This window comes from Dietzia cercidiphylli, assembly GCF_014145145.1.
Taxonomy (GTDB): Bacteria; Actinomycetota; Actinomycetes; order Mycobacteriales; family Mycobacteriaceae; genus Dietzia; species Dietzia natronolimnaea.
Window position 1 is genome coordinate 1 of record NZ_JAALEA010000070.1, and the last position, 12,694, is coordinate 12,694.

Below are 12,694 nucleotides of genomic sequence, written 5' to 3' on the forward strand. Positions count from 1 at the left end.
CGGGCGCTCACCTACTCGGCCACCGTGGGGGCCTCGCTCGCCGCGACCGGCGAGATGCCGGAGAACCCCCGCTACTCGGACCCGGCCACCCGGTACTGGCTCGCCGCCGACTCCCCGGTCGCCCGCCTGCAGGACGCCCGGGCGGCCCTGCTGGCCCCGGTGATCGACGCCGCCACCGGTTCGGCCACCAACTCCTCCGCCGCCGCGGGAGACGACACCGCCGTGGCCGGACAGGGGGTCCTCGCGGTTCCCCCCCAGGTCTGGGGCGTCGACGAGGAGTCCGCGAACTCACTGCTCGAGACCCTCGGCGACCAGCTCTCCACAGGCCGGATGCGTGCGGTGCCGCTGTCCGAACGCCTGACCGGTCCCGTCACGATCCCCGAGGGGAGCCTCGCCGAGGACCCCACCGGAGCGGTGGACCCCGGACTCGCCGATCCCTTCGCGGACGACCCCGGGGGGGACACCGTCCGACGACTGGCGGGGGCGCTCTCGGGGACGGGGACCCTCCGATCGCTGGTGGACACCTCCGACCCGACCTCGGCGGATGCGGCCGCACACCTCGACCCGCTGGTGGGTGACGCCCTCCGGGCGATCTCGGAGACCGGTCGACGCGCCGGCGGGGACGGTCTCACCTTCGAGACGGGGACCGGTGTTGCCGCCCGGGACCGCGGCGCGACCCGCCTGGCGCGGCTCGGGGAGACGGTGACCGCCTCGCTGGCGCGCGTCGATCTCCTGACCCCGGGCAGCGTGTTCACCATGGCGAGTCCCAACAGTCCGCTCATGCTGGTGACCCGTAACGCGCTGCCGTTCCCCGTGCGCGTGGACGTGACCGTCACCGCGCCCGAGGACATCACCGTCGACCCGGTCGGTCTCATCCAGATCCCGGCCGCGGGCTCCCGCACCCTCCAGGTCCCCACCCAGTCCGACTCCGAGGGCGGGGTCCGCCACACCGTGGTCTTCGCCCTCCACGGGCCGGACGGGACGCGACTGTCCGACCCGGTCGAACTCTCGGTCCAGTCCGGTGGGTATCCCGTCGCGCAGGGCTTCGCGATCGCCGCGGCCGCACTCGCCCTCGTCCTGGGAGGCCGCCGGTACCTGCGCTACCGTCGGGGGATCCTCGACCCCGCGGACGAAGGGCACCGACCGTGAACGACGAGCAGGGTTCCCCCGAACCCGGGCTGCGTAGACCGGATCCCGGGCTGCGGGGCCGCCGCCGCGAATCCGGGAGCTGCGTCTCGCCACGCCCCGTCTCGCCGCCACCGGTCGCCGACTCGTTCGCGCCCGACTCGGTACCCGTCGACCCCGTGGTCCCGATCCCACCGGGCCCGGCGACCCGGGGCGGGGGGACCGGCACCACCACGCGGGACTCGTCCGACGCCTCGGTGATGCGGTCCACGGGGTCGATGGCCGTGGCCAACCTCGCCAGCCGGATCACCGGTTTCGTCCGGATGATCCTCATCCTCACCATTCTCGGCCCCGCCGTGGCCTCGGCGTTCAACACCGCCAACACGCTGCCCAACATGATCACCGAGCTCGTCCTGGGGTCGGTCCTCACCGCCATGTTCATGCCCCTGCTCGCCAGGGCGGCCCAGGAGGATCCGGACGGGGGGGTCTCGTTCATCCGGCGCCTGCTCACGGCCACCTCCCTGTTGGCGCTGGTCGCCACGGTGGTGGCGGTGGCCTGTGCGCCCCTGCTCACCGAACTCAACCTCGGGGACGGTGAGGTCAACACGGACCTCGCCACGGCGTTCGCCTTCCTGCTGCTGCCGCAGATCTTCTTCTACGGCGTCTTCTCGGTCATGCTCGCCGTGCTCAACTACAACGGGATCTTCCGACCCGGTGCGTGGGCCCCGGTCTGGAACAACCTGGTGGCCATCGCGACCCTGGCCCTGTTCGCCGTGGTCGGGAGCGGCATCGACCCGGCGGCCCCGGTCAACCTCCTCAGCGCCCCGATCCTGTTGCTAGGCCTGGGCACGACCCTCGGCGTGGTGGTGCAGGCCGCGGTCCTGCTGCCCGCGCTGCGCCGTGCCGGCGTGGTCCTGCGTCCCCAGTGGGGGCTGGACCCCCGGATCCGCCAGTTCGGGGGCAACGCCCTCGCCGGGTTGTCCTACGTGTTCATCTCGCAGGTCGGTCTGGTCATGACCAACCGCATCGGTTCCGCCGCCGACGAGGCGGCCATCGCCATCTACGGCACGTACTGGCTGCTGCTCCAGGTGCCCTACGGGATCATCGGTGTGACCCTCCTGACGGCCATCAACCCGCGGTTGGCCGACAACGGCGTCGCCGGGCGGACGGACGCGGTCGTGCGCGACATCTCGCTCGGCACCAGGCTGTCCCTCTTCGGTCTGTTGCCGATCATCGCCTTCATGACCGCCTTCGGCCCGACCATCGCGACCGGCCTGTTCCGGTACGGCAACTTCGACGCCCAGAACGCCGACATCCTCGGCCTCACCCTGGCCTTCGGGGCGTTCACCCTGGTGCCGTACGCGGTGGTCCTGCTCCAGCAGCGGGTGTTCTACGCCCGCGAGGACTACTGGACCCCGACCGTCATGATCCTCGCGATCACCATCGTCCGCGTGGTCCTGTCGCTCATCGTCCCGCTGGTCGCGAACGAACGCTCCCACGTGGTGATCGGCCTCGCCCTGGCCAACGGGATCGGCTGGGTCGTGGGCGCGGTGGCCGGGTACATCCTGCTGCGCCGCAGGCTCGGCTCCCTGCGAGGGCGGGAGACCGCGAGGTCGGCGGTCTGGACCCTCGGCGCGTCGGCTGCCGGAGCGCTCGTCGCCCTCGCCGTCGACACCCTCCTGCCCCTGGACCTGCTCACCGACTCGGTCGGCAGTATCGGCTACGTCTTCCGGGCCGGGCTCGCCGCGGTCATCACCCTCGTGGTCACCGGGTTGATCCTGTCGCGGTCACGACTCCCGGAGCTGGACGCCGTCACGCCCGTCCTCCGGGGCCTCGTGGGGCGTCTGAGGCGATAGTCGTCCCGGGCCGGGCGAACCGTACACTCGGGGGGTCAGGAGCGGGCGGATCGGCTGGACGGCCGCGTCATCGAGGAGGTCGACGGGTGGGCGATGCCAACGGTGTTCCGGCGCAGGGTTCGCCCTCGGGTCCACCGCGCCTGACCGCCGGGGGACTGGTCTCGGGTGGGCGGTACGAACTCCTCGAACCCCACGGCGGGGTCGCCGGTCAGGCGTTCTGGCGAGCCCGCGACAAGCGCCTTGGTCGCGAGGTCGCCTTGACCTTCGTCGATCCGCTGCCCGGCGAGCAACCCCCGGGCTCGGCGACGGGCGTCCTCGACCGCACCGTGGCGCTGACCAGCGTGTACTCGGACGGCCTCGCCCGCGTACTCGACGTGATCCGTGGCCGCGCCGGGGGCATCGTGGTGAGCGAATGGGTCCCCGGGCTCAGCCTCGCCGCCGCCGTCGGCGACCCCGATCCCGACTCGGCCGTGGCCGCGATGTGGGGTCTGGCCGACGCCGCCACCCGCGCGGCCGAGCACGGCCTGATCCTCGGGGTGGACTCCCCGGACCGCATCCGGGTCACCGAGGACGGGCGCGCCCTGCTGGCGTTCCCCGGCGTCCCCCGCGACACCGACACCCGGAGTGACGTGCGGGGGCTGGGGATGGTCCTGTACACGCTGCTCACCGGCCGGTGGCCGGGACCCCTGCCCGAGGGGTCGGAGTTCCACGAGCCACGGGACGGTCGCCCCGCGTCCGCGCCTGTGGACGACGACGACGAGCCGCTCGACCCCACCGTGGTCGGTACCGGCGTCCCGCCCGAGTCCGCCGTGCTGGCCATGCGCTCCCTCGACGGGTCGTCGGTGAGCTCGGCCGCCACCGTGCGGTCGATGATCTCCGACCGCGTCGGCGGGCCGGTCCGCGTCGCGTCCTCGAGGGGACACGCCGTTCCGGCAGCACCCGGACACGGTGACCCCGTGGCCGGTCCGCGCGACCGGGCGGGGGACGGGACGGGGGACGCGGTACGCGGCGTCGGTCCGGACCGGCAGTCCCACGGTGGGCTCGATACGGACCGGTATGGCGCAGACCGATACGACGCGGACCGAATCGACGAGGCCTACCCACAGCCGGACGAGGCCACCCAGAAACGTCGCTGGCAGATCATGGCCGGCACCAGCGCGGCGGCCGTCGTGGTGATCGCGCTGTTGTCCGCGTGGCTACTCGGGGCGCTGGCCGGTGGCGGCGACGAGACCCCCCTGTCCCAGCAACTCGACGCGATCGAACGGGCCGCCCAGGCCAGCAGGTCCGCCGCGACCACCGAGCCCGCATCGGACGAGTCGGGCCCGGGGGAGACCGAGCCCACCCGTGAGGCACCGTCCACGCCCGTCACGGTCTCGGACGTCACCTCGTGGCAGCCCGTCGGGTCGGCGGGGGTCGCAGAGAACTCCTCGAGCGCCCCGAACGTCGCGGACGGTGACAGGTCGACCTCGTGGTCCACCGACACCTACCGCAACCAGCTCGGCGACGGCGGGGCCGCGTACAAGCCCGGGGTGGGCCTCCTGTTGACCCTCGACGGCGAGCAGGAGACCCGGCGCGTGGTGGTCCACTCGGACGACGACGGTGTGCGCTTCGAGGTCCGGGTCGCCGACAGTGCGTCCCCGGACTCTCTCGAGGACACCACCCTGCTCGGCGAGGGGACGATCCGGGACGGCTCGGGGACCGTGACGATCGACGAGCCCGAGGAGTCCCGGTACCTGATCGTGTGGTTCACCCGGCTCGGTACCTCCGGCCCCGAGTCGTACGCGGCGTCGATCAGCGAGATCCTTCTCACCCGGTGATCCGGCCCGGCCACGGCCGAGCCCTCCCGGCCGCATCGACGACGAGAGCGACGTCGCGAGCGAGGTCGCGAGCGAGGTCGAGCCGGCTGCCCGCTCCCGGGCCCGAGGTGACAGCCCCACGGCGGTCCCCGCCGCGTTAACGTCACCGCCGTGAACACCAGCGCCGTCGACGATCTCTCCACGGTCACGGGACGCTCCCCGCTCACCGCCGGGTCGCGCCTCACGGCCGGGTCCGCGCTCTCGGACGTCCAACTGCTCGACGCGCACATCGCCGGCGACCCGGACGCGTTCTCCGCCCTCGTCCGGCGCCACTACGACTACCTGTGGCGGCTGGCCATACGGACCTCCTTCAACCGTGAGGACGCCGCCGAGGCGCTCCAGGACGCCCTCATCTCGGCGTACCGGAAGGCCGACTCCTTCCGCCACGCCTGCCCCGTCCAGGGTTGGCTCTACCGCATCGTGGTCAACGCCTGCCTGGACAAGATGCGGTCACAACGCCTGCGCACCCACTCCGAGCTCACTCCCAGACTCCACGAGGAGATCTCGCTGCGGGACCACTTCTACCAGGACCCCGCCTACGCGATCATCGTCGCCGAGGCCCTGGCGGAGCTGCCCACCGACCAGCGGGACGCGGTCGTCGTCGTCGACATGCTGCGCTGCACGGTGGCCGAGGCGTGCCACCTGCTCAACGCCCGCCCCGGCACCATCAAGAGCCGGTGTTCGCGCGGGCGGGCCAAGCTCAGCGTGCTGCTCGCGGGGGTCACCCTCACCGACTGAGGGAACAACACCGACCCGCCGGGTGTTGTCGCCTTAGTAGATCCATCGATCGGCATAGTGGTTCCGCAGATCGTGTGGATCCGCAGATCGTCCCGGCCCACGTTCCCCACCCGCCAAGGAGTCCGAAGAACCCATGAGCGACACCCTCCACGACGTCATCATCGTCGGATCCGGCCCGGCCGGGTACACCGCCGCCATCTACTCCGCTCGGGCCGAGCTCAAGCCGGTGGTGTTCGAGGGTTCGCAGTTCGGCGGTGCGCTCATGACCACCACGGAGGTCGAGAACTTCCCGGGCTTCGCCGAGGGGATGATGGGCCCAGACCTGATGATGCAGATGCGGGAGCAGGCCGAGCGCTTCGGCGCCGACCTCCGCATGGAGGACGTCACCTCGATGGACCTGGCCGGCGAGGTCAAGATCGTCCGCGTGGGGGAGGAGGAGCACCGCGCCCGCGCCGTGATCCTCGCCATGGGCGCCGCCGCACGCTACCTCGGCGTCCCCGGCGAGCAGGAGTACCTCGGCCGTGGCGTGAGTTCCTGCGCCACCTGCGACGGATTCTTCTTCCGGGACAAGCCGATCGTCGTGGTGGGCGGCGGCGACTCCGCCATGGAGGAGGCCACCTTCCTCACCAAGTTCGGTTCCTCGGTGACCATCGTGCACCGGCGGGAGGAGTTCCGCGCCTCCAAGATCATGCTCGAACGGGCCAAGGAGAACGAGAAGATCTCGTTCGTCCTCAACACCACGGTCGACGAGGTGCTCTCGGGTGCCAGTGGATCGGTCGAGCGCCTCAAGCTGCGCAACACGGTCACCGGTGAGACGAGCGAGCTCGAGACGGCCGCGATGTTCGTGGCGATCGGTCACGACCCGCGCTCCGAATTGGTCCGGGACCAGGTGGAGGTCGACGAGGACGGGTACGTCCTCACCGGCCAGACCACCGCGACCTCGATCCCGGGGGTCTTCGCCTGCGGCGACCTGGTGGACCACCGCTACCGGCAGGCCATCACGGCCGCCGGTTCGGGGTGCGCCGCCTCGATCGATTCCGAGCGTTGGCTCGCCGAGCAGGCCTGACCCCCACCGGGCGGACCCGATCCGCGCGGGCGGGACACCCGGGACGCCCACACCCCCACCCCGAAAGGACCCACCACAATGGCCGTGAACACCCCTAACATCATCGACGTGACCGAGGACGACTTCGCCGAGGCCGTGCTCGCCGCCAGCGGGTCGAAGCCCGTCCTGGTGGACTTCTGGGCCACGTGGTGCCGCCCCTGCACCATGATGGCGCCGGTCCTGGACGAGCTCGCCGGAGCCGAGTCCGACAAGCTCACGGTCGCCAAGGTCGACGTGGAGGCCAACCAGGAGCTCGCCGCCGAGTACCAGATCACCGCCATCCCGGCGATGCTGCTGTTCTCCGAGGGCAAGCCGGTCAAGCGCATCACCGGAGCGAAGTCCAAGTCGGCGCTGCGCACCGAGCTCGGGGACGTCCTCTAGACGCCCCGCCCACTCGGGTGCGCTCCGGGCACGTCCGCGCCGGAGGCGGTAAGTTCATCCGGGTACCCAGTCGAGTGGAGCGGAGGAGAACCATGGCGTGGCGACGCGGTGACCGTGGGCCCGAGGTGGCCTCGATCCGGGCGACCCTCGCGGGAATGGGCCTGTTGCACAACATCGAGTCCGTCGGGGTCACCGAACCCCAGACCGGATCGATCCTGGCCCGGACCGACGCCGTGTTCGACGCCGACCTGGAGACGGCCGTCCTGGCCTTCCAGCAGGCCCGTGGGCTCATCTCGGACGGCATCGTGGGTCCGTCGACCCAGGCGGCGCTCCATGACGCCACCCACGTCCTCGGGACCCGCGATCTCAGCTACATCGTCTCCAGGCCCATGGCGGGAGACGACGTGGCGCAGTTCCAGCGTCGGCTCGGGGAACTCGGTTTCTACGCGGGACTGGTCGACGGCACCTTCGGTCCCCTCACCCATGCCGCGGCGACGGACTTCCAGCGGGACTGCGGCCTGCCCGCGGACGGCGTCGTGGGAGCCGAGACCCTGGACACCCTGAACAGGTTCTCCACCCTGTTCAAGGGTGGGGACGTCTCCTCGCTGGTCGAGCGCGAGCGGGCGCGGACCTCCGGCCCGATGCTCGCCGGCAAGCGGATCGTCCTGGACCCCGGCCCCAGCGGTTCGGAGAACCCGATCCGCATGGACACCCCGCACGGAACCATCACGGATGCCGAGCTGCTCTGGGACATCACCCGGCGGTTGTCCGAGCGGATGAACCAGGCGGGGGTCGAGGTCTTCCTCTCCCGGCCGGAGGCGATGATCCCGACCGACCCCGAGCGCGCCGAGATCGCGAACGCCTTCAACGCCGATCTCATGATCTCGCTCCGCCTGGACCGGCATCCCAACCCGGTGGGCAACGGTGTCGCCACCTTCTACTTCGGCAACTCCCTGGGTGCCGAGTCGATGCTCGGGGAGGCGCTGTCCGGGTTCATCCAGCGCGAGATCGTCAGTCGCACCAGTCTCCGCGACTGTCGCACCCACGGGCGGAGCTGGCCCCTTCTCCGGATGACCCGGATGCCGTCCATCCAGATCGTCCTGGGGTACGCCTACAATCCCCGCGATCTCTCCATCCTCGGGGACCGCACCGCACAGGACACCATCATCGACTCCATCCTCGTGGGGGTGAAGCGCCTCTACCTACTCGACGAGGACGATCACCCCACCGGGTCGATGTCCGTCAACGAGCTGATCGACTACGAACAGCGTCAGCGGGACTGACGTCCCGCCCGCGGGTCCACCGTGTGCCGGGCGGTCGCCCCGGACAACACCCCCAGCCTCCTGGTGGCGAATCCCCGCTCCGCGAAGAGCTGATCGAGCGCCCTCTCGACGTCGGCCTTCCAGAGATGCTCACTCTCGATATCGAGTCGGAGTCTCGGATGGGTCTCGTGCTCGGCCACGACGGTGAACCCGTGCTCCACGAGGAAGCCGGTCGGAGCGATGCACGACTCCGAACCACACGTGTCACGTGACAGTACGTCCCCGGTGTCCCCGGACGTCACCCCGAAGGCCTCAATCGCCTTGATTCCGCGTCGGCGCAGATCCACCACCACCGCATCGAGGAGCGAGGTCAGCGCACCGCCGGGCGCCCCGTGCTCGATGCTCAACCCCGCCAGGAGGATGGCGTCCGAGCCCACCGGGGAGGTCGGGAAGCAGGCCGCACGCGGCACCATCCCGGGGGGCGCGTAGAACGCCGCCCCGGTCGAGCGGTCACCATAGCTGGCTATCTGACCACACACACCCCATTCCAGGGACACGTGGGAGATCCACGCCTCCTTCTCGAACTCGGGATCCCCCGGCTCGTCCTGGCCGACCTGCCCGTCAGTCTGCCAGTACACACATTTGCGAGCCCGGGGCCCTAGCTGGTCCACGGCGGAGAGGTCGAGCGGCCGGATCGAGTTCATCGCGGCGATCCGGGCGTCCCGCCCTCGAGTAGCGTCAGGACCCGGTTCAGGTCATCGGCGTCGCCCACGTCGATCGTGATGCGCCCCTTTCGCCGCCCCATGGTGACCGACACCGACGTCTCGAAGCGATCGGACAGTCGACCCGCCACCGCCTCCAACTCAGGATCCCGTCGGCGACCCTGTGGCGCGGGGGAGGGCCTCGACGCCGTACCGTCGCCCTCCCGGTTCAACAGTGTGACGATCTCCTCCGTGGCCCGGACCGACAGGCCCTCCGCCACGATTCGCGCTGCGAGCTCGTCCTGGGCGGGCGCCCCGGCCTCGAGGCCCAGCAGTGCTCGGGCATGGCCGGCGGACAGCACACCGGCCGCCACTCGGCGCTGGACAGCGGTCGGCAACTGGAGCAGACGGATGCTGTTGGTGATGGCCGGACGCGACCGACCGATCCGGGTCGCGAGCTCGGCCTGCGTCACGTCGAACTCCTCAAGGAGCTGTTGGTACGCCGCCGCCTCCTCGAGGGGATTGAGCTGGACCCGATGGATGTTCTCGAGAAGCGCGTCCCGGAGGAGATCCTCGTCGTCGGTCTGCCGCACGATCGCCGGGACCGTCGGGAGCTCGGCCCGTTGGCTCGCGCGCCAGCGTCGCTCGCCCATGATGAGCTGATATCGGCCGGCCGCGATCTCACGGACGACGATCGGCTGGAGGAGCCCGAACTCTTTGACGGAGTGAGCCAGCTCGGCCAGCGCCTCTTCGTCGAAATGGGTTCGGGGCTGTTTCGGGTTCGGCTCGATCGCCGACGGAGGGATCTCGCGATACACCGCGCCGGGATCCACGAGGTCGTCGGTTTCACGTGAAACATCGTCGTCCCTCGCACCGTCCGGACGGGGTGTCCGATAGGCGTCGTCGACGGAGACGTTGCTCGCTGCCGACGTCCCCGGACCGCTGGACCTCGGCCTGGGGGGAGTGGTCCGCGGACCACCGCCCCTCGGACCCAGGATCACGTCGGCTGCATCACTGCCCAGACGTGGACCCTCGTCCGGCCCCGTGGGGATCAGGGCGGCGAGCCCCCGGCCGAGACCACCCCTGCGTTGCTGACTCATCGACTCTCCTCCGTGCCGGTGGACACGCGGCCGTCCTCCACGTGTGAGTGCAGACGATCCGCGCGGCTGTTGAGCTCCTTCGCCGCGTCCAGGTACGCGAGAGCGCCGCGGGATCCGGCGTCGTACTGGAGGATGGTCATCCCGTACCCGGGAGCCTCCGACACCTTGACGCTCCTCGGGATGACGGTACGGAGCACCGTGTCACCGAAGTGGGTACGGACCTCGCCGGCGACCTGCTCTGCGAGCTTGGTCCGTCCGTCGTACATCGTCAGCATGATGGTGGATATCTCCAACGACCGGTTGAGGTGCTGCTGGATCAACTCGACATTGCGCAGCAACTGGCCGACCCCTTCGAGCGCGTAGTACTCGCACTGGATAGGGATCAGCACCTCACTCGCCGCCACCATCGCGTTCACCGTGAGCAGTCCCAACGAGGGGGGACAGTCGATCAGGACATAGTCAATGCCCAACGACACGAGGTCCTCGCTGTTGAGCACCTCGGCGAGCCGATGCTCCCGGTGGTCGAGGCCCACCAATTCGATCTCGGATCCCGCGAGATCGATCGTCGCCGGGATACAGAACAGACGCTCGGCATGGGGACTGCTCTGCATGAGGTCTTCCAGGGCGTGTTCCCACATGAGGAGCTCGTAGCTCGACGGGGTTCCCTCCCGGTGATCCACTCCGAGCGCGGTGCTGGCGTTGCCCTGCGGGTCCATATCGATCACCAGGACACCGAGACCACCGAGGGCGAGAGACGCCGCAAGATTGACCGTCGAGGTGGTCTTACCCACCCCACCCTTCTGATTGGCGATGGTGATGATCCGCGGATGCGGGGGCCTCGGCAACGCGGGGGCGTCGCCGTGGAGTACCTCGTTCGCCTGCCGTGCGGCCGCGAAGATCGGGGTCTCGTCTTCGGACATCCGTCACCTTTCAACTACCTGTCAGAGCAACTCAGCGCATCGTCCCGATGCCCCTGCCGCCAGTGTTTCACGTGAAACCGACATCGCCCGCTGCGATTCCGACGGACATCACCGATGCCGTGAACCGCGTGCGCGAGAGCGGGAGCCACGGCTACCCACTCTAGTCGCGAGCGTCGCAATGACGAGCCTCGTCTCCTCCGCATCCGGCGCGGACACGACCTCGACGCGCGCACCATCAAAGCCCAGTTTCCGGAGGGCCCGCTCGTCTCGTTCGATCTCGTCCGCGGCGGAGGCACCCTTCAGCGCCACCATCCGACCACCCGGTCTGAGCAACGGCGCAGACCATCCGGCGAGCCGCGAGAGCGGAGCGACGGCCCGCGACGTCACCACGTCAGCACCGCCGGCGTCTGCGATCACGCCCTTCTCCTCGGCACGACCGCGCACCACACGAACATCCAGTCCCAGTTGGTCGACCACCTCGAGCAGAAAGGTCGACCGACGGAGGAGGGGCTCGACCAGAGTGATGCGGAGATCGGGTCGGGCGAGCGCGAGCGGGATGCCCGGTAGGCCGGCGCCGCTGCCGATGTCGACCACCGACTCGTTCTCCATGAACCCGACGGCGGCCGCCGCACTGTTGAGTACATGTCGGTCCCACAGCCGCGGGCGCTCGCGTGGTCCCATCAGCCCCCGCTCCAGACCGGCGGTCGCGAGGATCTCCACGTACCTGGCCGCGAGGGGGAGACGGTCGCCGAACACTGAACCCGCGCCGGCGGGAGGTTCCGGGGGAGTCTCGACCATTGACGTCTCACTCGTATCGTCCCGGGCGTCATCGCTTGTGGACGCATCGACCTCGTCACGTGTCGTTTCGTGCCCTGTGTCCTCGTTCATGTCACCGTCGTCCTCTTCCGGCGCGAATCGCCTCTGGTTTCACGTGAAACATCCCCCGAATAACATCGATGTAAGTAGCCGTGTCCGCACCACGCTCAACCCCTACATGACGCCGGGGGCGCGGGCTCCACGCCCGCGCCCCCGTTAGTCTCGCTGTCCGGCACTCGAACCGGCTCGGTCAGTCCGGCAGCTCGGTCAGGTCGGCAGGACCACGACCCGCCGATTCGGCTCGGCCCCGGTCGAGTCCGAGGACACTCCCTCTATCTCCGCTATCGCATCGTGGATGACCTTCCGCTCGAACGGGGTCATCGGCTCGAGCTCCTCGGGTTCGCCGGACTCGAGCACCCGCAGTGCGGCCACCCGACCGGCCTCGGTCAACGCCTCGCGTTTGGCAGCGCGCCACCCGGAGATGTCCAACATCAACCGGCTGCGATCTCCCAGCTCCTGCTGAACGGCCAACCGGGTCAGTTCCTGCACGGCGTCGAGAACCGCACCGTCGGAACCCACGAGGCGATCCAGATCCTCGCTCCCGTCGATGCTGACGATCGCACGATCGCCCTCGACATCCAGATCTATGTCCCCGTCGAAGTCCAGGATGTCCAAGAGCTGCTCGAGGTAGTCACCGGCCACCTCGCCCTCCTCGACAAGACGCTCCTCCGACACCTCGATGTTCTTCTTCGACATGGATCTGCCTCCGTCATCGCCGCCGATCGCCGCGCCCGTCCTGGCCGGCGAGTACTCACCCCAAGTATGGGACAAGGT

11 protein-coding genes and 1 pseudogene are annotated in these 12,694 nt (G+C 69.9%); 7 read left to right on the forward strand and 5 right to left on the reverse strand.

Annotated features, from left to right (window positions below; genetic code table 11):
• The 7 genes and pseudogenes from G6028_RS03210 to G6028_RS03240 form a co-directional block, all read left to right on the forward strand.
• Positions 1–1,149: pseudogene (locus tag G6028_RS03210) on the forward strand (DUF6049 family protein); the annotation flags it as partial.
• On the forward strand, positions 1,146–2,981 hold the full coding sequence (gene murJ, locus G6028_RS03215; RefSeq protein ID WP_182641031.1) for a lipid II flippase MurJ: 1,836 nt from the start codon (positions 1,146–1,148) through the stop codon (positions 2,979–2,981). The pseudogene G6028_RS03210 and the gene murJ, both read left to right, overlap by 4 nt.
• An 86-nt stretch (positions 2,982–3,067) precedes the next feature.
• A complete protein-coding gene (locus G6028_RS03220; protein ID WP_182658029.1) occupies positions 3,068–4,798 on the forward strand; it encodes a protein kinase family protein in 1,731 nt (576 codons plus the stop codon).
• Between the two features lie 150 nt (positions 4,799–4,948).
• The gene (gene sigM, locus G6028_RS03225; protein ID WP_182658030.1) at positions 4,949–5,575 is read left to right on the forward strand and encodes an RNA polymerase sigma factor SigM; all 627 of its coding nucleotides are present in this window, start codon (positions 4,949–4,951) and stop codon (positions 5,573–5,575) included.
• Positions 5,576–5,708: 133 nt separating this feature from the next.
• Entirely contained in the window at positions 5,709–6,641 is a 933-nt protein-coding gene (trxB, locus tag G6028_RS03230; protein WP_179523999.1) for a thioredoxin-disulfide reductase, read from the forward strand.
• Positions 6,642–6,719: 78 nt separating this feature from the next.
• Positions 6,720–7,061, forward strand: coding sequence for a thioredoxin (gene trxA / locus G6028_RS03235; RefSeq protein WP_179524000.1), 342 nt, complete (start codon positions 6,720–6,722; stop codon positions 7,059–7,061).
• Positions 7,062–7,153: 92 nt separating this feature from the next.
• The gene (locus tag G6028_RS03240; protein WP_179524001.1) at positions 7,154–8,344 is read left to right on the forward strand and encodes an N-acetylmuramoyl-L-alanine amidase; all 1,191 of its coding nucleotides are present in this window, start codon (positions 7,154–7,156) and stop codon (positions 8,342–8,344) included.
• Here G6028_RS03240 and G6028_RS03245 read toward each other — a convergent pair.
• The 5 genes from G6028_RS03245 to G6028_RS03265 all read right to left on the reverse strand — a co-directional run bounded on the left by G6028_RS03245 (position 8,332) and on the right by G6028_RS03265 (position 12,616).
• Entirely contained in the window at positions 8,332–9,027 is a 696-nt protein-coding gene (locus tag G6028_RS03245; protein WP_182609581.1) for a hypothetical protein, read from the reverse strand. The two genes, G6028_RS03240 and G6028_RS03245, sit on opposite strands and share 13 nt — an antisense overlap.
• Complete coding sequence (locus G6028_RS03250) at positions 9,024–10,124, reverse strand: ParB/RepB/Spo0J family partition protein (protein WP_182640458.1); 1,101 nt, start codon at positions 10,122–10,124, stop codon at positions 9,024–9,026. The genes G6028_RS03245 and G6028_RS03250 overlap by 4 nt, the downstream gene beginning before the upstream one ends.
• On the reverse strand, positions 10,121–11,044 hold the full coding sequence (locus tag G6028_RS03255) for a ParA family protein (RefSeq protein ID WP_182609579.1): 924 nt from the start codon (positions 11,042–11,044) through the stop codon (positions 10,121–10,123). The genes G6028_RS03250 and G6028_RS03255 overlap by 4 nt, the downstream gene beginning before the upstream one ends.
• A 108-nt stretch (positions 11,045–11,152) precedes the next feature.
• Positions 11,153–11,842: a 16S rRNA (guanine(527)-N(7))-methyltransferase RsmG gene (gene rsmG, locus G6028_RS03260; protein ID WP_241730504.1), complete on the reverse strand. Its 690-nt coding sequence runs from the start codon at positions 11,840–11,842 to the stop codon at positions 11,153–11,155.
• A 285-nt stretch (positions 11,843–12,127) separates the two neighbouring features.
• Positions 12,128–12,616: a Jag family protein gene (locus tag G6028_RS03265; protein WP_179524006.1), complete on the reverse strand. Its 489-nt coding sequence runs from the start codon at positions 12,614–12,616 to the stop codon at positions 12,128–12,130.
• Positions 12,617–12,694 lie beyond the last annotated feature (78 nt).

Coding starts and splice junctions, on each gene's coding strand:
- trxA (WP_179524000.1), top strand. CDS start 6,720: ATGGCCGTGAACACCCCTAACATCATCGACGTGACCGAGGACGACTTC.
- G6028_RS03265 (WP_179524006.1), bottom strand. CDS start 12,616: ATGTCGAAGAAGAACATCGAGGTGTCGGAGGAGCGTCTTGTCGAGGAG.
- G6028_RS03255 (WP_182609579.1), bottom strand. CDS start 11,044: ATGTCCGAAGACGAGACCCCGATCTTCGCGGCCGCACGGCAGGCGAAC.
- G6028_RS03250 (WP_182640458.1), bottom strand. CDS start 10,124: ATGAGTCAGCAACGCAGGGGTGGTCTCGGCCGGGGGCTCGCCGCCCTG.
- G6028_RS03245 (WP_182609581.1), bottom strand. CDS start 9,027: ATGAACTCGATCCGGCCGCTCGACCTCTCCGCCGTGGACCAGCTAGGG.
- rsmG (WP_241730504.1), bottom strand. CDS start 11,842: ATGGTCGAGACTCCCCCGGAACCTCCCGCCGGCGCGGGTTCAGTGTTC.
- trxB (WP_179523999.1), top strand. CDS start 5,709: ATGAGCGACACCCTCCACGACGTCATCATCGTCGGATCCGGCCCGGCC.
- G6028_RS03240 (WP_179524001.1), top strand. CDS start 7,154: ATGGCGTGGCGACGCGGTGACCGTGGGCCCGAGGTGGCCTCGATCCGG.